This window comes from Clostridioides sp. LIBA-7602, assembly GCF_056688945.1.
This window is the reverse complement of the sequence record NZ_CP196992.1, coordinates 31,082-48,631: the sequence shown is the minus strand read 5'-3', so window position 1 is coordinate 48,631 and position 17,550 is coordinate 31,082. Positions and strand designations below refer to the sequence as shown.

Annotated in this window: 21 protein-coding genes; 17 read left to right on the top strand and 4 right to left on the bottom strand. The window is 23.7% G+C overall.

What is annotated here, in order from left to right; translation table 11 throughout:
• The first annotated feature begins 13 nt into the window (after nucleotides 1–13).
• The 3 genes from ACTG45_RS20125 (at nucleotide 14) to ACTG45_RS20115 (ending at nucleotide 1,831) form a co-directional block, all read left to right on the top strand.
• The gene (locus ACTG45_RS20125) at nucleotides 14–436 is read left to right on the top strand and encodes a phage holin family protein (RefSeq protein WP_330400438.1); all 423 of its coding nucleotides are present in this window, start codon (nucleotides 14–16) and stop codon (nucleotides 434–436) included.
• A 3-nt stretch (nucleotides 437–439) separates the two neighbouring features.
• The gene (locus ACTG45_RS20120) at nucleotides 440–1,198 is read left to right on the top strand and encodes a peptidoglycan recognition protein family protein (protein ID WP_102822265.1); all 759 of its coding nucleotides are present in this window, start codon (nucleotides 440–442) and stop codon (nucleotides 1,196–1,198) included.
• A 111-nt stretch (nucleotides 1,199–1,309) separates the two neighbouring features.
• Entirely contained in the window at nucleotides 1,310–1,831 is a 522-nt protein-coding gene (locus tag ACTG45_RS20115; RefSeq protein WP_102822264.1) for a hypothetical protein, read from the top strand.
• Nucleotides 1,832–2,115: 284 nt separating this feature from the next.
• Here the strand turns inward: ACTG45_RS20115 and ACTG45_RS20110 are convergent, their stop codons facing one another.
• The gene (locus tag ACTG45_RS20110; protein WP_102822263.1) at nucleotides 2,116–2,406 is read right to left on the bottom strand and encodes a hypothetical protein; all 291 of its coding nucleotides are present in this window, start codon (nucleotides 2,404–2,406) and stop codon (nucleotides 2,116–2,118) included.
• A gap of 1,221 nt (nucleotides 2,407–3,627) precedes the next feature.
• Between ACTG45_RS20110 and ACTG45_RS20105 the strand changes: the two genes are divergently transcribed.
• From ACTG45_RS20105 to ACTG45_RS20090, 4 genes are all read left to right on the top strand, one after another.
• Nucleotides 3,628–4,713 carry an Rpn family recombination-promoting nuclease/putative transposase gene (locus tag ACTG45_RS20105; protein ID WP_102822261.1) on the top strand — a complete coding sequence of 362 codons (1,086 nt, stop codon included), beginning with the start codon at nucleotides 3,628–3,630 and terminating at the stop codon, nucleotides 4,711–4,713.
• 137 nt (nucleotides 4,714–4,850) lie between these two features.
• Nucleotides 4,851–4,994: a hypothetical protein gene (locus ACTG45_RS20100; protein WP_158245590.1), complete on the top strand. Its 144-nt coding sequence runs from the start codon at nucleotides 4,851–4,853 to the stop codon at nucleotides 4,992–4,994.
• A 179-nt stretch (nucleotides 4,995–5,173) separates the two neighbouring features.
• Nucleotides 5,174–7,564, top strand: coding sequence for a CRISPR-associated helicase Cas3' (cas3, locus tag ACTG45_RS20095; protein WP_235684379.1), 2,391 nt, complete (start codon nucleotides 5,174–5,176; stop codon nucleotides 7,562–7,564).
• Nucleotides 7,565–7,704: 140 nt separating this feature from the next.
• Complete coding sequence (locus tag ACTG45_RS20090; protein WP_235684378.1) at nucleotides 7,705–7,917, top strand: hypothetical protein; 213 nt, start codon at nucleotides 7,705–7,707, stop codon at nucleotides 7,915–7,917.
• A 178-nt stretch (nucleotides 7,918–8,095) separates the two neighbouring features.
• Here the strand turns inward: ACTG45_RS20090 and ACTG45_RS20085 are convergent, their stop codons facing one another.
• Nucleotides 8,096–8,674 carry a DUF1989 domain-containing protein gene (locus ACTG45_RS20085; RefSeq protein ID WP_102822259.1) on the bottom strand — a complete coding sequence of 193 codons (579 nt, stop codon included), beginning with the start codon at nucleotides 8,672–8,674 and terminating at the stop codon, nucleotides 8,096–8,098.
• A 441-nt stretch (nucleotides 8,675–9,115) separates the two neighbouring features.
• On the opposite strand from ACTG45_RS20085, the gene ACTG45_RS20080 reads away from it, so the two are divergent.
• Nucleotides 9,116–9,916: an ATP synthase subunit B family protein gene (locus ACTG45_RS20080; RefSeq protein WP_021383398.1), complete on the top strand. Its 801-nt coding sequence runs from the start codon at nucleotides 9,116–9,118 to the stop codon at nucleotides 9,914–9,916.
• Nucleotides 9,917–10,299: 383 nt separating this feature from the next.
• On the opposite strand, the gene ACTG45_RS20075 is transcribed toward ACTG45_RS20080, so the two are convergent.
• On the bottom strand, nucleotides 10,300–10,977 hold the full coding sequence (locus ACTG45_RS20075; protein ID WP_021383362.1) for a hypothetical protein: 678 nt from the start codon (nucleotides 10,975–10,977) through the stop codon (nucleotides 10,300–10,302).
• A gap of 303 nt (nucleotides 10,978–11,280) precedes the next feature.
• Here ACTG45_RS20075 and ACTG45_RS20070 point away from each other — a divergent pair, with 303 nt between their 5' ends.
• The 4 genes from ACTG45_RS20070 (at nucleotide 11,281) to ACTG45_RS20055 (ending at nucleotide 14,135) form a co-directional block, all read left to right on the top strand.
• Nucleotides 11,281–12,012, top strand: a complete 732-nt coding sequence (locus tag ACTG45_RS20070; RefSeq protein ID WP_021383399.1) for a LytR/AlgR family response regulator transcription factor — start codon at nucleotides 11,281–11,283, stop codon at nucleotides 12,010–12,012.
• Nucleotides 12,009–13,319, top strand: coding sequence for a sensor histidine kinase (locus ACTG45_RS20065; RefSeq protein WP_021383438.1), 1,311 nt, complete (start codon nucleotides 12,009–12,011; stop codon nucleotides 13,317–13,319). Before ACTG45_RS20070 ends, ACTG45_RS20065 begins: the two co-directional genes overlap by 4 nt.
• Nucleotides 13,320–13,405: 86 nt before the next feature.
• Nucleotides 13,406–14,014 carry an accessory gene regulator ArgB-like protein gene (locus tag ACTG45_RS20060; protein ID WP_021383425.1) on the top strand — a complete coding sequence of 203 codons (609 nt, stop codon included), beginning with the start codon at nucleotides 13,406–13,408 and terminating at the stop codon, nucleotides 14,012–14,014.
• Nucleotides 13,986–14,135: a cyclic lactone autoinducer peptide gene (locus ACTG45_RS20055; RefSeq protein ID WP_021383344.1), complete on the top strand. Its 150-nt coding sequence runs from the start codon at nucleotides 13,986–13,988 to the stop codon at nucleotides 14,133–14,135. The genes ACTG45_RS20060 and ACTG45_RS20055 overlap by 29 nt, the downstream gene beginning before the upstream one ends.
• Nucleotides 14,136–14,169: 34 nt before the next feature.
• Here ACTG45_RS20055 and ACTG45_RS20050 read toward each other — a convergent pair whose 3' ends face one another.
• Nucleotides 14,170–14,757 carry a hypothetical protein gene (locus ACTG45_RS20050; protein ID WP_102822258.1) on the bottom strand — a complete coding sequence of 196 codons (588 nt, stop codon included), beginning with the start codon at nucleotides 14,755–14,757 and terminating at the stop codon, nucleotides 14,170–14,172.
• Between the two features lie 165 nt (nucleotides 14,758–14,922).
• Between ACTG45_RS20050 and ACTG45_RS20045 the strand changes: the two genes are divergently transcribed.
• The 5 genes from ACTG45_RS20045 (at nucleotide 14,923) to ACTG45_RS20025 (ending at nucleotide 17,380) form a co-directional block, all read left to right on the top strand.
• On the top strand, nucleotides 14,923–15,270 hold the full coding sequence (locus tag ACTG45_RS20045; RefSeq protein ID WP_021383388.1) for a helix-turn-helix domain-containing protein: 348 nt from the start codon (nucleotides 14,923–14,925) through the stop codon (nucleotides 15,268–15,270).
• 237 nt (nucleotides 15,271–15,507) lie between these two features.
• Nucleotides 15,508–15,855, top strand: a complete 348-nt coding sequence (locus ACTG45_RS20040; protein ID WP_021383402.1) for a helix-turn-helix domain-containing protein — start codon at nucleotides 15,508–15,510, stop codon at nucleotides 15,853–15,855.
• Between the two features lie 2 nt (nucleotides 15,856–15,857).
• On the top strand, nucleotides 15,858–16,205 hold the full coding sequence (locus tag ACTG45_RS20035; protein ID WP_021383385.1) for a helix-turn-helix domain-containing protein: 348 nt from the start codon (nucleotides 15,858–15,860) through the stop codon (nucleotides 16,203–16,205).
• 177 nt (nucleotides 16,206–16,382) lie between these two features.
• Nucleotides 16,383–16,964 (top strand): hypothetical protein, encoded by a 582-nt coding sequence (locus ACTG45_RS20030; protein WP_021383407.1) that lies wholly within the window; start codon nucleotides 16,383–16,385, stop codon nucleotides 16,962–16,964.
• A gap of 77 nt (nucleotides 16,965–17,041) precedes the next feature.
• Nucleotides 17,042–17,380: a BlaI/MecI/CopY family transcriptional regulator gene (locus ACTG45_RS20025; protein WP_021383411.1), complete on the top strand. Its 339-nt coding sequence runs from the start codon at nucleotides 17,042–17,044 to the stop codon at nucleotides 17,378–17,380.
• The last annotated feature ends 170 nt before the right edge of the window (nucleotides 17,381–17,550 follow it).

The window sequence follows — 17,550 nt, the reverse complement described above, 5'->3', positions numbered from 1 at the left end:
AGGAATCATTAACATGACAGTATTTTCTTTGGTAGATAATATATTTATAAAATTAGTTATTTTAACCATTTCATTTGATACGTTATTGGGATGCTTAAATGCAATAAAAAATCATAAGTTTAATTCAAGTCTTGGAATAGATGGAGGAATTAGAAAAGTAGCAATGATAGCATGTGTATTTTTTTTGTCAGTGCTTGATGTTCTTACAAATTTCAACTTCTTATTTATGCTACCACAGGACTGGATCAACTTTCTAAAATTAAATCGCCTTGGAATATCTGAATTTTTCTCTATTTTATTCATTTTATATGAAAGTGTAAGTATATTAAAAAATATGTATTTATGTGGATTACCAGTACCTAAGAGATTAAAGGAAAAAATAGTAGTTTTACTAGATACAATAACAGATGAATTGAATGTTAAGGATGGAAAGTAAGCAATGGTAGATATAATAAAGATGTTAACAAATAAAAAGTGTTATCCAAACAAAAATAGCCCCAAATTTATAGTTATACATGAGACTGACAATGAGGACAAGGGAGCAGATGCTAAGAGACATGCACAAGCACTTAATAATGGTAACTTAGAAGCAAGTGTTCATTATTATGTTGATGATAAAGTAATATATCAAACACTAGACCACAAAAATGGAGCTTGGGCAGTTGGTAAAAGCTATGGTACTGCACTAATTCAAGGAGTAACAAACTACAATAGCATAAACATAGAAATATGTGTAAATAAAGATGGAAATTATACAAAAGCAAGACAAAATGCAATAGATTTAACTAAAAAGTTAATGAAAGATTTAAATATAAGTTCAGACAAAGTGATTAGGCATTATGATGCTAAGAAAAAATATTGTCCTCGTAATATACTTGATAATCCTTCTCTATGGATAGATTTTAAAAATCAAATAAAAAATAGTAAAAAGGATGATAAAATAATAAGATACACAATTGTTTATGATGGAGAAGTGGATAAAATATCAGCTGAAGTCATTAGTTGGAATTATAAAGAAGAAGAATATTTAGTATGTGATATAAGAGATTACAAACCAGGCATGACACAAAATTTATATGTTGTAGGTGGAAGAGCATGTGAGAAGATAAATTCTATAACTAAAGAAAAATATACTATGATAAAAGGCGAAGATAAATTTGATACACTTTACAAGGCATTAAAGTTCATTAATAGATAGAGTTGGCAGCTTTAACATATATTCAGTAAATTTGTCTAAAGTAATGAAAAATGACATTAAGTAAGCTATACTTATAATGTAGAATATAAATAATTGGAGGGATAGACCAATATGTTTCAAATAGAAGTTGGTAAAAAATTAGAAGCAGAAGTACCAGATGGTTTAAGTATTACTTTTAGTGAAACTGGATTTAGAGCTATATTTAAATTAGACAATTTATCAGAAAAAGAAATAATGGAATTTCGAAAAGGTAATTTAAGAATAGATGTATCTTTTTTAGACAAAATTATTTTCTTCGTATTTACAAATACAATGGGTATAGGAGATGCAGATATACCATTTACAATTCATTTATCTAAATGTAAAGAATTTCAAGAACTTGAAGAAAATGAAGGATATGCAATGGATCTAATGTTAGTAGAAGCTAATAATAATATTGTAAAAGGTTTCAGACGTGTTGGTCTTAATGTAAATACATCTAAATATTTAAAAAAATGTGCAATGGAACAATTATCACATGATTTTAATAAGGATGAACATGTGAGAAAGATCAAGGAAATACAAAGAAAATACAACTCAAGAGAAATAAAAAAATTAGCAGGAGCATATTCTAAGTTTGAAAGAAAACAGTAATTATAATATAAGTATTAATAAATCATTGCAAAAAAAATTAATTATGTTTTATTCAAAGAAGATGTGAAAATAAATGACAATGTAGCTTTAAAAAATACATTGACACTGATAATATTATAGAGTTAGATATATGATTTGTACATATAAAGAGAAATAAAATATCTTAATTTAGTATTGTATAGAGAGTTACTTGATTAAAATTAAAATAAAAGCTACAGGATAAGAAAATCTGTAGCTTTTTAAGTTATTATTTATTTGATTAGTTTTAGCTTTGTTATATTTATCTAATTTATAAATTTAATTATAATATATGCTAATATTTTTGCTACAAACCATTTAAATTCAGGCTCGATTCCTAAATCCATTAATATATGGGAGATAAGAATTTCAATCACTTTACCTAAGAAAATATTTATAAACCTCGGAAATTTATAAGGTATTTTATGATTCATTATTAATATTTTGTTTACTTTTAAATTAAAGTTAATACAATTTTGTTTTCCATCGCAATATTTTAAAACTAATTTTAATTTACGTTTACCCATCCCATTAGTTTTAATCTTTCTTTTTTTCATATTTTTTTCCTCCGTTATTTGTAGTCAACATAAATTCGTAATAATTAATCGAAATAATCACAGAAATTTACATTGCTATATATATCAAGAAAATATGAAAAAAAAATTGCTGATTTTTTTGCTTTTTTATTTTTAAAGTTTTTTAATAAATCTGATTCGAATTAGGTTTTTTAATGTATAATTTAATAAGAAATTGATAAAGGAGAATTTTATGCTATTATTAAATATAATTTTTATCTGCATAGTATTTTTTATTTTATGTTTTTTTTTAAAAAACAAATTTACTTTTATGTGTACACTAATCACATTAACTTTTTACACATTTTTAATTTCATTTATAAGTTTATTCATTTTAATAAATTATAAATTTATGAAATCATCAATATTAGTATACTTTATACCTACATTTTCATTAATTGCATACTTATATTTTGGTGTCTTTATTAATAAAATAATGCTTATCTTTTTTAGTAGAAAATTTTATGCATTAAAAAATATTGAATATAATTTCAATATTTTAAGATACCATTTAATTTTAATTTTTGTAATACTCTTTATCTATTTAAATATTAATGGCTTTTTTTATAAAAAAGATTTAAATGACACAGTTTTTTTAGTGAGAAATGTTTTTTTTACAATCATTCCATTAGCTATGATAAATATAACTCCTATATTTGATATAGATTCTTTGTCAAATAGATGGATTAAGAGATTTGAGCCTACAAAATAATATACTTAAAACAAATGATAGTTTATCAATATAAGGAAATGAGTCCTGCTTTAAGAATTCATTTCTTTATTCAGCTTTTCTTACCTTTACTCCTTCTTTTTCGTTACTTAACCTTTTAAACTCCAATATATTAATAAATATATTCCCAATTACTCGTCTTTTAATCTATTAGTAATATAGAGCTTATTGTTTAAAGTGTTTAGTCATATATGCTGACTAATTGCTTTCCTGCATTTTTCAATTTTAAATAATTCAATTACTTTTATACCTCAAAAACATTTATATTAAAGTGCAGTAGGTCCTAATATATTAAAAGATTTTTCAAAAAAAAAATAAATCTGCCCCATATTATTTATGTAAATAAAAAATAAGCTATTTTAAGCAAACAAAGAATTAAATTGCATTAGTCAATTAAATAATGAGGGGGGTAATTATATTAAAAAGAGATTAATTAAGAAAAAATTGGTATAATAAAAAAAAGAGGTGTTAAAATGAAACAGATATTAGAAGAAAAATCTAAAATTACTAAAATATCAAAGGAATATAAGCGAACTAGAATTGAAGAAAAAAACAGAGAATGGACTCAAAAACTAAATGATATACTCAGTAAGGGTGATTTTTCTAATGAGGAATTACATAAAATCAAAAATTTAATTCCAGAAGAGATATTGACTAGTGAAAATGTTGGCGAAGTTGTGACAGAAGATGGTTACGCTAAGCCTGAATATGACGAAGTATTTAAATCATTATTTACTTTAAATAATGATTACGATTTACTCATTAACTTTATCAATGATATTCTCAAAGATGCTCCACATGCTAATAGAAATATTAAACCTTTTACTCAAATAAAAAAAATAATCCGAGTTGAAACTGATCCAACGATTAATTATGTTGGTGAGAAAAGACCTAGACTTGATATTTTGGCTGAAGATGAAGAAAATAATCACATTAATATTGAGATGCAAAGAGCTTTTGAGGACGATTACTTAGAAAGAGCTGAATATTATCTTAGTCGTGTGCATGGTAGAAAATTAGAAGAAGGTAAAGAATACAAAGAAATTGGAAAAACTATTGGAATACACATATTAAATCATGTAAAATATAATCAAATAGATGATTATATAAATTGTATGAGACTAACTATGGATGGTCATCCAAATATTTATTCAGAAAAAACGGCATTGTACTTTGTAGAGCTTCCTAAAATTAACAGACATAACAATATAGTAAATAGAATCATGTTGTGGGGAAAATTAATTAGTAATCCTTCTAATTTAGATGTTAGGTTTATAGCTAAGAATGATTCTGTTGTTAAGAAAGCTTTAGATAGGCTAAAAGAGCTAGGAAGCAATGAAGACTATTTATTAAATTTAAAGCGAGGTGCATATATTATGAATAAAAGTAGAAACTTCAAAGAAGAAATTTTTAAAGAAGGCATTGAAAAAGGGAAAAGAGAAGAGAAATTTAATTTTATCATAAAGTTAAAAAATAAAGGTTATAATTTAAATGAAATATGTGACATTATAGATGATTTAAATAAATCAGAGGTCGAAAAAGTATATAATCAAAACTAATAAAAATAAAACATTAACTAAATAGTTAATGTTTTATTTCTTTAAATCTAAATGTAATAGTTTCGCAGTTATATTTTACTCCATAAAATAATAGTTCACCAAGAAATGTTAAACTTGAATAAAGGTGGTATATTTATATGAGTAAAATAGAAAATGTAATTAAAATTATATTACTTCTAAGAAAAAATGAAAATTTAAACTCTAGTGAAATATACAAAACTAGGTATACTGGAGAGAAAAGTAAAGGAATATATATGTCAACTAAGAAAGGCTGGAGTTGACATCAAAAGTAAACCAGGTATTAAGGGAGGATATTGTATAGAAGAGTGTTCATTTTGTATTAGATAAATGAAGATATTAAAATATAAGAAGAAATTTTAAAGAAGGTACGAAAGATAGATGACTATTAGAGTTGCAAAAGAAAAAAATTATAAACTACTTTAAAGGATAGGTGTTTAACATGAAAAAGGAACTATTAGCTGGACCATGTAATTTAAATGTCAATAAAAAAGAGCAAACATTAGTTGAACATATTAAAGATTTATTTGAAGTATTAGAATCTATATTAGACCCAGATTTGTATTCATATAAAGATATAGAAATACTAAAGATATGCTGTGCTTTGCATGATCTAGGAAAAATTAATTTAATTGTTCAACAAAAAATAGAGATTAATAATAAAATATCATCTAGTTTTTCAAAAGAAGAAATAGAAAAATTAGAATATAAAAAAAAATCTTTAGAAAAGATAGCAAGACACAATGTATTTTCTGGAGCATTTTTGCAATCAATATTGGAAAAAATGAATTTATCAGAAGAAGATAAGTTATACATATATAAAACTATAATGTTACATCATGGAAACTATATAGATTATATGAAATTAACTACTACTAAAGTGCAAGAAGAAATTTATAAGTATATTGAGAGTGGAATTTTAGAAAATAAAGATTCTTTCAATCTAGAAGATATAGAAAATTATATAAAATACATTTTAGATATAGAATTTAAATTCAATGAAGATATGTTAGATTATGATTATCTAGACAAAGTAAGCGAGAATATGGTTATAGAAAGTGATTATAACAATGGTCAAATAGATGACTCGGTTTTAAATGATAGAAGGTCTAAACATATTTTTTATAAAGGAATGTTAAATTTAATAGACCATAGAGCTCAAAGTATAAATAAAGATATAAAATTCTATAATGATTTTACAGATAAAGAAATTGATGAGATGATTTTAATTGATATCTGTAAGAATCATTCTGATTTAGAAAAAAGTAATGTAGAATTTAATATTATACAAAAAAGACTGAGAGAGCTATCTGGAAAAAATGTATTGACTGTTGACTTTACAAACTCAGTAAAAATGTATGCTGATGATAGAAAACGATTTAAAAGAAAATTATTTTTGGTTTCAAATCAATTATCATTAGAAAGTCTTTACATAAAAAATATATTTAAGAATAAAAATAATTTAGATAGAAGAAATGATGATTGTATTGGGTTAATTGATGGTGATATAAACTTATATTCATATACTGAAAACAATAAAGAACTAGATTTTGTAGTAACATCAAAGGATATAGATTTAAGTGTAAACTTTTGTAAACCATATATAATTGCAACAATTGACCAGTTATTACTTAGTATGTTTAAATTTCCAGGATATGAAATGACATTTGCAGCTATTAAAAATTCATCTATAACTGTTGATGAGGTACATTTGTTGCATCCAAAGATATTTTTGATTTTAATATATTTTATGCAATTTGCATGTAAATATTTAAACGTTGACTTTCACTTAATGACAACTATACTTCCAAAACCGTATAAAGATCAAATGATAAGTAAGGGCATTATTTTTCAAGAAGAATGTAATGAAAACATTACTGCTAAAGGAGAAATAGTTTTTATTGAGAGCAACAAGGAAGAAGAACTTTGTGAAGGTAAAAATGTAAAGGTCTCTTTTATAAAGGAAGAAGAAATTAAGTTAATAGTTGAAGAAGCTTTAGAAAAGAAACAAAGGATTCTAATAATAAAAAATACTATTGATTCAGCTAATAGTTCATATGAGTTTTTAAAAGAAAACTTATCAGATAAATATAATGGTATAGATATAAATGTTTTGCATAATAGATTTAAATTCAAAGATAAAAAAGATAAATATAGTAAAATATTAAATGGAAAAGGGGATATTTTGATATCTACTCAAGAAATATCATTAGACTTAGATTTCAATATAGTAATAAGTGATTTAGCACATATGGATTGTTTAATACAAAGGATGGGTAAATGTAATATAAATAATAAATATGAATATGGAAATTTTTATATTCTACCTAGTGAAGATAACTTTTATGATAATAAACTTAAGAATACAACTAAAGATATCTTAAATAATACCTTAAAGACTAATTCTATTTTTACAATGAGTCTTAGAAAAAATATTTTGGATTATTATTATGATAATGGTATAGTTAAAAAATATTTTGAAGACAGTTTTAGCAATTGTGATAAAGAAATTAAGAATATTTTTGGTATATATAAAACTCATTTTGATGGTTTAGACCTAATATTTAATTTTGAACCTTATAAAAATATTATTGATAATGAGAAAGAAGCATCTAAGCTTTTCAAATCTACTGAAATAAGCTGTAAAATAATTCTAGAAGAAGATTTTTATAAGGAAGATAGAGACTTGCGAAATGATTCAATTCAAGTATCAGGATTTATATTTAATAGATTTTATTATCTAGGATTAATAACTCCATTAGAAGGATATATGATACTAAAATCTAGCAATAAGTTTGAATATAATAGTACTGTAGGTCTAATCTTACAATAAATGTATATCAAATATATAAATAAAGACAATATACTATAATTTAGTGTATTGTCTTTATTATTAAGAAAGCTTTAGATAGGTTAAAAGATCTAGGAAGAAATGAAGAATATTTATTAAATCTGAAAAGAGGTGCATATATTATGAATAAAAGTAGAAACTTCAAGGAAGAAATTTTTAATGAGGGTATCGAAAAAGGTATTGAAAAAGGTAAAAGAGAAGAAGCTAGAAGAAAAGATCATAAGTTAATTGTAATGCTAAAGAAAAATGGTTTTAAATTAGATGATATATTAAGCAAATTTGACGATTTTGATTTAAGTGAAGATGAAATTAAAGAGATCTATAATAACAATTAATCTAAAAACATTAGCTAGATAGCTAATGTTTTTTCATAAAATTAATGTCTAATACGCTTTCCTTTGTTTTTGTAAAATGATATAATTCCTCCTTTCATGGCATAAGAAAAACAGTCAATCATATAGACTAACTGCTTATGGTATTTAATATGAAGTTATAGACAAGCTGGGATTTACTTTAGTCAATAATCATTTTAATAGACGAACATTTCCCGCTGTTACATTTGCTTTCAGATACGCTACAAGCGGCAACTCCCAATGTAATGTCCAACAATGCTTTTATTATGATTTTATCCCCGGCTTTAGAAATAGGCGTTTCCACTGAAATACTACCATTAGTATTGATTTTCGTGTGCATAAATAAATTGACAGGTGTAATAATGGCTCGCTGTTCTTCAAGGGCGTTATTGATATTGTCGAAACAGTTTGGGTGTCCTTCGCCATTATGGTAGAAGAAATCATACATTTCTAGTCGGCAACATGGGTGGAATAAATCATGTTCTCCAACATCATCAGAAAGGACTTTCATCATAGGTTGGTATAGATTGGTGTAAATAATATCTCCAATTTTTAATTTCAAAGACTCGTTACAATCAATCGTCACTCCAGTTGAAAGAAATTCATTTGGACTACCTGTCACTTCTGCAAAAAAATCAACCACTTGACCGCCTTCAATATCAATCACTGTAATATTTTGTCCTTGCTTAACATCAATTTTTATTCCTGAACATGCTGGTATTATATATTCTTTACTCATTCTCCTTCCCCCCCACAAATTCTAATTTATGAGGATATTATACAGCTATTCAATACTATTAGCAACTCAAAACAATAGTTACCTATTTTTTACCCTGTTTTTAAATAATTATTATATATTTTAAAAAAATATTTTACTTGGTACAGATATAGTTCACAAGCATTGTTATAATTAAGTTAAGATAACTTAGAAAAATTAATTTACTTAATTATAAAAATATTTTCTCAAAAAAAATATGAAAATGCCCCATATTATTTATAAGAAAAAATAAGCTAATTTTAGCAAATAAAAAACTAAGTTGCATTAGACAGCTAAATAAAAAAAGAGGTGTAAATATGATAAAATAAGTAAAGGAATTAAGTTTAAGAAGAACCTAAACTTAAAATTATATAAAAATAATCTAATTCGTAAAAATAAAAAATAATTGTATGAGGTGAAAAAATGAATGAAGAAATGAGATATGAATTTGAAACATCGAGAGGAATTTGCGAACTTGTAATATCAAAAAACTTAAAGGGAAAAAAATTTGAAATCGAAACATTGGTGATAGATGGGAATTTATTAAAAGATAGAGGAGAAAGGTGGGCTGAGTTTACTTATTACTGCATGGAATTTGTAATTGAACTTGGGCATGAGGTTGCTAAACAAGCAGGAAAATTATTTAATATGAAAAAAAAGAAATTTTATATTAAAGCTCCACCTGAACTTGAAAAAATGAGAGAAGCATTTTTAAAAGAAGCTTATAAAATAGAAAGAGACTATTATAACAATGTTTGGGAAAATTTAGGCGAAGATGAAACTATTGAATTAGTAATTGGAACATCTCGTTTTTACATTAACAACAAAGAAATAAATCAAAGCACTAATTTAAAAGAATTAATGGATGAAATAGATAAAGTTGCATATGAGGTAGGAGGAATATTTAAAAAAAGGAAAACTTTCGAGTTTGCAGATACTTGCCAAATTACTAAAAAAACTTTATTGGAAGCAGCAGAAAAAGCAAAACAAATTTTAGCTGAAAAGCAAGAAAAAATTGAGAAACAAAAAGAAGATAGAAAGCAAAAAGAACAGGAAGAAATAGCAAGATTAATTGAAGAGGCAAAAAGAACAGGACAAAAGCAAGTAGTAAAAAGTTGGGCTGTATCTTGCAACGACCCAAATGAAGCTTGCGACTTAGATATAATGACGGAAATGATAGACGAAAATGGCAAAATAGAGATAATTAGAAGCCACACATATTAAGCAATAAGTGTTAGAAGATATCTACATAGAGGTTGTATGTTAAAATTAAGTGTACAGCCTTTTTTAAATTAATATAAGAATATAGTTTAACAGTTATTATTATAAAAACAGAAGTGGAAAATAGAGACTTACAAAATGATTAGATTCAAGTATCAGTATTTATATTTAATAGATTTTATTACCTAGGATTAATAAGCATATTAGAAAGATATATGATACTAAAATCTAGAAATAAGAAAGATATAAATAAAGACAAGATACTATAATTTATTATCTTGTCTTTATAATTTAGTGTTCAAAAACTATAATTAAGTTTTTTAAAATTTATTATAATTAATATTATATCTACTAGGAATGTTTATATTAATATCACATAAAATATATTACTCCTGTTCTTTTACCTCTTCTATAATTTTAAAAAAGTTTTTGCGATAAATAACATCTACTTCAGTTATTGTATATAAAAATTCTTCTTCTCCTCCTTTTTCTAAAACTTTAATAGATAAATATATATTATTTAAAAATTCTTCAAATTTGTTTTGTAGATTATATTCAAGAACATCATATTCATCAATTTCATCAATTTCATTTTCATAATCACATTCAAAATTTCTCCAATAAGCCTCTTTAACTAAATCATCTATTTCTAATTTGTATAGAGTCTTACCTTGATAATTTTTTAGTTCTTTTATAAAATTATCTTTATAACCTTTAATTTTCACATATCTTTTAAGCATTTGATATATTTCAGTACAAATATCATTCTTTATTTTTTCTCTTGCTGAAAATTCACTTACTTCTTCTTGTTCTATAACATCTTCGATAATATCATCAAAAATAATAATAACATCATATAATAATTCATTTAGATTTATATAATTGTGTGGATTCATTTTATAATAATAAAAGAAAAACATTTTTTCATTTTTTATAAAAAATCCTCCTGTTATTTCTCCCAAATCTTCATAATCAACACGTTCTAACATACTATTTAATTTGTTTTCTATGTCTACTCCAAACATATCAAAATAATCATACTCTTTCATTTTTTTACTTTCCATTTTATCAACCTCTCATAATTAATTATTTTTTATTACTTAAGACACAATAGTTCTCATTTTTTATCTTTTTCATAATTATTCATATCTAAACATCTCCTTCTTATTGCTGACATATACAGCTTACTTATAATTACTAGAAAATCAGCTTATTTTTTCTTATAAGTAATATGGGGCATTTCTTGATTTTTTTTGAAAATATATTTGATTTCAGATATTTGTATAAAAATCATGTTATAATATATATGCTATAAGCATACTTTTTTATCTTTTAGATAACTTTTTGAATAGGGGGAAGTATTATTTATGTTTTTATCAATAGCCATTTGTGAAGATGAAGAATCTTGCATGGATATAATAAAAAAATATCTTGATAAAATTATCAATGGTATTGAAATAGATTATAATATAAATCTATTTTATTCAGCTGAAGAGCTTATTAAAAATTATCCTAATGAATTAGATTTACTTATTTTAGACATAAAAATGGAAGGTATTAATGGCATGGAAGCAGCAAAGACAATTAGAGCTTTTGACAAGATAGTAGATATTATTTTTATTACTTCAATGACAAATCATATTTTAGATGCTTTTGATGTGAGAGCTTATAGGTATTTATTAAAACCTATTGATTATAGAATCTTTAAAAACTATATAGATTCATTTATAAATGATTTCATATTTAGAAATAATAATATACATATTGAATCAAAACATGTAGGACACAATTCAAGTTTATTTCTTAAAACAAGTGAAATTATCTATATAGAAGTAATGAAAAAAACAGTAATTATACATACAGAAAAAAGAAATCATGTATTATCAACTAGTTTAAGCAGTTTAGAAGATAAGCTTAAAGATTATGGATTTTTTAGATGCCATAATAGTTTTTTAGTAAATCTAAGAAAAGTAGTAAAAATCGAAAAAAATACAGCATTTATGGAATATGACAATAGATTAATAGAAATACCAGTAAGTAAATATAAAGTCAAAGATTTTAAAAATAAAATAACTTTATTTTTAGGAGGATTATTATGATAAAAAACAACTTCTTCTGGACAGTTTTTATATTTATATCTTTTTGCATAGAGTGGTTTATGTGTAAAAAAACATTAGATTACAATAGTGAGAGTAAAAGTAATTCCAGGATAACATTTATGTTCATTCTGGTAATTTTTTTTGCAAATACACTATACATCTTAGATATATTTCCAAATACTAGAGTTATAATATCTATATTTACGACCATAATAATAGCTAAACTTGGATATAATATAAAACTAATAAAGGCAATTTGTATCTCAATCATATATTGGATGTTATTGATTTGTATAGATGCCTTAAGTATGAGCTTTACAATCTGGATAAATCTAATAAATGATATGAGTATTCTACTAACAAATAATATTTATAGAATTGAGTCAATTATAATTGGTAAAGTTCTTTTAATTACTGTTTTATATTTATACAAATCATACTTTTTTGAAATTGACTCAGATGTGAACAGAAAAATATTAACTTATATGTCAATTCCTATTTTCACAAATATAGTTTTATTTTTCATAATTTTTAAATATATCTTTAAGTATTCAGAAGGAACTTTAATAGACAAAAACCAGCTTTTTACAATTGCTACAGTATTATTCTTATCTAGTATTTCATTGATTTCTCTCATAAAGAAAATACAAACAGATAATAAATTACTCATGGAAAATAATATGATTGAGAAAATATCTAGCATGAAAAATGAATATTACAAAAACATTGAATCAAAACAACTTAAAATAGAGTTGTTAAGCCATGATATGAAAAATCATATTTCATGTATAGAAGGTATGTATGAAAACAACATTGATATAAGACCTTATTTAAATAATATAAAAAAAACAATTAGAAATAATAATATATATCATACAGGGAATGTTACATTGGATATTATACTAAACGATAAGAAAGATCTTTGTGATAAATATAATATAAACTTTATAGCATTAATAGATTTTAGCAAATGTAAATTTATTAAAGATATAGATATATGCGATATATTTTCTAACATATTAGATAATGCAATAGAGGCTTGCAATAAAATCACTTTAGATCCTAAAGAAATTATTTTAAAGGGGAATGTAATAAACGATTTTTATATAATTAAAGCAGAAAATACTAAAATAAATGACATCTTAATTAAAGGCAATGACATTTTAACCGACAAAACTGATACATTAAAACATGGTTTTGGAATAAAAAGTATAAAAAATTCAATTAATAAATATGATGGAACATGCTTAATTGAACATAATAAAAGTAGATTTACTATGATAATTTCTATACCTATGCCCAGTTAAGCCTTATATTGTCCAGTTGTGCTAAATTATTGAAACTACAGTTATAAAATGATATTGTTTATATATCAAAAAAGTAGGTGAAAATAATGTTCAAAAAAATGGCTATAAAGATTACAACTGCATTAGTTGAAAACAAACTAATTACTATTAAAGAATACAATATTTATAGTTATGGTTTCGAGGTAATAATTGCTTCATTCATAAATATAATATTAGCATTAACTTTAGCACTTATACTTCATAAATTTATTCATATATTGCTATTTTTAATATGTTATTGCTCAGTAAGGCAATTTTCTGGTGGATATCATGCTAATAATCACAAAAACTGTATATTTATTTTTTTATCAATTGTATTAATTACTATATATGCTTCAAATTATATAAGCACAGTAAATCACATTCCAATTATTATATTTTCACTATTAAATTACTTTGGTATATTTTTTTTAGCTCCTCTTGAACATAAAAATAATCCTTTAAACTTGGATGAAAAAAGAAGATATAGTAAAATATCAAAGTTATTAGCAACAATAATTTTATTTATTGTAGTTGCAAGCTTCATTTCAAGAACTAAAACTGACTATACTTTATTTTGTTTATCAGCTTTATTTTGGATAAATATAATGCTAATTTTAGGAAATATACAAATAAGGAGGGATAAAAATGAACAAATATTCATTAAAGATACTTAAATGTCTAAGTTTATTATCTTTAGTAACAGCTCTTATGTCAGTTAATACAACATGCACCTGGTTTAATCATCAACCAAATTTACCTGATGATTTAAGAAAATTTAAAAGTTATGGTAAGTAGATGAAAATATAATATAAGGTAGAGTATAAAAACACTAATACTCTATCTTAAGTAAAAAATACTTTATATACTCATTATTTTTATCAATAGGTACATCTAACATTATAGCTAAATTCATACAATCTATATGACCTTTTAAAAATAAATCTTTTATTATTAAGTTATTTAATTCATCATCTAATCTAATATACTCATTTAATATATCTCTATCTATATGTGATAGAAAATCATTTATATCTATCTTTGAAATAACTTCAGCAGCCTCTAAGTATTCAGAATTTTTTTCTCGAAAATTTTTAATTGCTATATTTGAGAATTTATTTAAATCTTCAAGGCTTTCAAATTTAGATAGCATATACAATTTAATAAAATTTTTATATCCTTTTTTATATTGGAAATCAAATTCTATGCCATTAATGATATTTTTTTGATCTCTATAAAAATCAAATTTTTCTCTTTCAGTTAATGATAGTTTATTATATATGGAATTAAAAAGCTCAAAATATGAATTAAAAAGTGCTTTATTTTTTCTTTTTAATTCTATTAAATTATTGTTTTGACACTCGCTTAAGAAATTATCAAATTCTTCACTGATACTAAATTTATAAACTATATCTTCCACTTTTTCATGCACCCCATCCACGCATTAATAGTATATATATTAATATTAAAAATACTGTTAGTATATTTTTTTGACACGTATAGTATATCATTAAAATAAATCATCTTCAATGAAGAATATAAAATTTTATAAACAATTATTAAAATTTAATCAGGAAGGATGTAAATGTTAGAATTGGATAAAATAGAAGTTATACTCGGTAAAAGAATAAGAAATTATAGAAAAAAACTAGGATATAGCCAAGAAGTGTTGGCACAAAAATCAGATTTAGTTACTACATACATTGGACAAATTGAAAGAGGCGAAAAAAGAGCCTCTCTTCAAACTATGTTAAAAATAGCAAGTGCATTAGAGGTGCCTTTTGAAATATTATTTGAAAATATTGTATTAAATGACAACTATGTTGATACTATATCTTCTCAATGCTATGAGTTAATTGATAGTCTGACATTAAAAGAACAAAAAGCTATTCTTAAACTTCTAAAAGATGTTATCGAATATAGAAATTTATAAAACATGAATTGTCAGTTTTTTCTAAACTACTGCCATTCATTCTATAATAGTAGTTTATTTTATACATTTATATAAGATTTATTAATTAGGAATATTTTTTAATTCAGCCTAAATAGTATATATATTTTTATAATAACACGCTACTAGCACATTGCAATGACACTTATAGTATATTATTTAGATATAATATTTTAAAATATTATAAACTACTTATATAATTAATTAGGAAGGGTGCAGATGTTAGAATTAGATAAAATAGAATCTATAATTGGAAAAAGAATAAGAAATCAAAGGAGAAGATTAGGATATAGTCAAGATGCATTAGCTAAAAAAATTGATTTATTTCCTACATACATTGGGCAAATTGAAAGAGGTGAGAGAAAGGCATCACTTCGCACAATATTAAAAATTGCAAATGCACTAGAAATGCCTCTTGAAGTTTTATTTGAAAATATCATACAAAATGAAGATCATATTGATACTATCTCCTCTCAATGTTATGAATTAGTTGACAGTTTGGAACTAAAAGAACAAAAGTCTATTCTTAAATTGTTGCAAGAAATCATTGAATATAGGAAACTATAAATATGGATACTGAAAGTAAAATTTTAATTGAAATTGGCAATAGGCTCAAAAAACAGAGAAAAAAACTAGATTTAACTCTTGAAGATATTGCTAACTTAACAGGTCTATCAAAAGGATATATTTCAAATATTGAAAAGGGAATAAAATCTCCTAGCCTTTTTACTTTTATAAAGCTTATTGATGTGTTAAATGTCTCATCTGATTACATTTTAAAAGAGAAAAATGAACTTAATAAATTCCAAATCAGCACTGATAACATAGATGAGAGTATAAATGATTTAGATGGTAAAGAATTAAACCTTCTAATTGATATTATAAGGTCAATTAAAAAAAATAGAAATTTAAAATAATAAAAATTTAGTCATAAAAAGATGTCTTAGTAAACTTAGACATCTTTTTTATTTTCAATTATTCTTAATTTTATTTACTAATATACACATGACTTTTTTACTCATTTTGTGTTAATATATACTTACAGTATATATTTTATATTTTTTGTGTCTTTACATGCTTAAAAGGAGTTCAATATGATAAAAATCGAAGGAAAAGATGGTAAAAAAATTATAAAAAAGAAAATTGAAATTGAGTATATAGATTTTAATATGAACAATGTTGGGGAATTAGTAAATGAAAATGTATGTGCTTCTAAGCTTAAAGAAGTATCACTTGATAATAATATAGAAGCTTTACATTTTATAGGTCCAGGAGGAGGCAATTTTGAAATTTTTATAGAAAAAATTATTACTTTGTCAACTAGAGATTCTACAGTGTATATTTCTGCATTTTGCCCAGATTTGTTTTTTTCTTGTAAAAAAGAATCTCTATTAAAACAAATCAATAGGACTAATATAAAGGTTTCTCCTATCTTAACTATTTTTGAAGATACAAAAAATATGGTAAGAATTAAAAGATTTATATTTCCTAGATTTTGGACAAAATACATGAAAATGATTTGGTTGAAAAATAATAATTATCCATCACATTCAAATAAATTTACTGGAACTTCTACTTTTTACAAGGTTCTATACATCAAAAACATAGTTATACTCAAATATTATATTAGAAAATGTCATAAGAACTATATTCATTTTACTAAAAAGAAAATATAAAAGTTCCTATATCAAAGTTTATAAAATTAGATAACTTCAATTTATATGTAGTTTATATGAAAGGAATATGGTTTTATATGTCTATAACAATAATAAAGATACCACAATCAGAATTAAAAATAATGAAATTTATTTGGGATACAGATTATGAAATATCTTCTAAAAATATAACAAGTGCAATGGAAAATGAATACAACTGGAATGCCTCTACAACACTTTCATTATTATCAAAGTTAGTTAATAGGGGGTTTTTAGAAGCTAAAAAGATAAAGAGACTTACATACTACAATATACTTATCAAAAAAAAGGCTTACTTGAGATTTGAAACTAAATATTTCCTTTGTACTATACATTCTAATTCAATCGAAAGTTTAATCAAGTCTTTAAAAGATTGTGATTTCATCAATGATATTTAAATAGAAATATTGAAGAAGAAAAATAAACAAGTATTCAGTTTTTCTTCTTCAATATTTTTATAAAATACATTAACTCATTTCAAATGTGACTTCAGAATATAATAACCTCCTAAAATAATTTTTTTCAAAAAATACTTCTAAATGCCCCATATTAGTTAAAAAATAAAGCT

What these genes read in the sequence shown, in the direction of transcription:
- ACTG45_RS20080 (WP_021383398.1), top strand. Translation starts at nt 9,116, where the DNA reads ATGAATGAAGAAATGAGATATGAATTTGAAACATCGAGAGGAATTTGC.
- ACTG45_RS20090 (WP_235684378.1), top strand. Translation starts at nt 7,705, where the DNA reads ATGAATAAAAGTAGAAACTTCAAGGAAGAAATTTTTAATGAGGGTATC.
- ACTG45_RS20045 (WP_021383388.1), top strand. Translation starts at nt 14,923, where the DNA reads ATGTTAGAATTGGATAAAATAGAAGTTATACTCGGTAAAAGAATAAGA.
- ACTG45_RS20115 (WP_102822264.1), top strand. Translation starts at nt 1,310, where the DNA reads ATGTTTCAAATAGAAGTTGGTAAAAAATTAGAAGCAGAAGTACCAGAT.
- ACTG45_RS20025 (WP_021383411.1), top strand. Translation starts at nt 17,042, where the DNA reads ATGTCTATAACAATAATAAAGATACCACAATCAGAATTAAAAATAATG.
- ACTG45_RS20120 (WP_102822265.1), top strand. Translation starts at nt 440, where the DNA reads ATGGTAGATATAATAAAGATGTTAACAAATAAAAAGTGTTATCCAAAC.
- ACTG45_RS20085 (WP_102822259.1), bottom strand. Translation starts at nt 8,674, where the DNA reads ATGAGTAAAGAATATATAATACCAGCATGTTCAGGAATAAAAATTGAT.
- ACTG45_RS20055 (WP_021383344.1), top strand. Translation starts at nt 13,986, where the DNA reads ATGAACAAATATTCATTAAAGATACTTAAATGTCTAAGTTTATTATCT.
- ACTG45_RS20030 (WP_021383407.1), top strand. Translation starts at nt 16,383, where the DNA reads ATGATAAAAATCGAAGGAAAAGATGGTAAAAAAATTATAAAAAAGAAA.
- ACTG45_RS20040 (WP_021383402.1), top strand. Translation starts at nt 15,508, where the DNA reads ATGTTAGAATTAGATAAAATAGAATCTATAATTGGAAAAAGAATAAGA.
- ACTG45_RS20100 (WP_158245590.1), top strand. Translation starts at nt 4,851, where the DNA reads ATGAGTAAAATAGAAAATGTAATTAAAATTATATTACTTCTAAGAAAA.
- ACTG45_RS20070 (WP_021383399.1), top strand. Translation starts at nt 11,281, where the DNA reads ATGTTTTTATCAATAGCCATTTGTGAAGATGAAGAATCTTGCATGGAT.
- ACTG45_RS20075 (WP_021383362.1), bottom strand. Translation starts at nt 10,977, where the DNA reads ATGGAAAGTAAAAAAATGAAAGAGTATGATTATTTTGATATGTTTGGA.
- ACTG45_RS20065 (WP_021383438.1), top strand. Translation starts at nt 12,009, where the DNA reads ATGATAAAAAACAACTTCTTCTGGACAGTTTTTATATTTATATCTTTT.
- ACTG45_RS20110 (WP_102822263.1), bottom strand. Translation starts at nt 2,406, where the DNA reads ATGAAAAAAAGAAAGATTAAAACTAATGGGATGGGTAAACGTAAATTA.
- ACTG45_RS20035 (WP_021383385.1), top strand. Translation starts at nt 15,858, where the DNA reads ATGGATACTGAAAGTAAAATTTTAATTGAAATTGGCAATAGGCTCAAA.
- ACTG45_RS20060 (WP_021383425.1), top strand. Translation starts at nt 13,406, where the DNA reads ATGTTCAAAAAAATGGCTATAAAGATTACAACTGCATTAGTTGAAAAC.
- ACTG45_RS20125 (WP_330400438.1), top strand. Translation starts at nt 14, where the DNA reads ATGACAGTATTTTCTTTGGTAGATAATATATTTATAAAATTAGTTATT.
- cas3 (WP_235684379.1), top strand. Translation starts at nt 5,174, where the DNA reads ATGAAAAAGGAACTATTAGCTGGACCATGTAATTTAAATGTCAATAAA.
- ACTG45_RS20105 (WP_102822261.1), top strand. Translation starts at nt 3,628, where the DNA reads ATGAAACAGATATTAGAAGAAAAATCTAAAATTACTAAAATATCAAAG.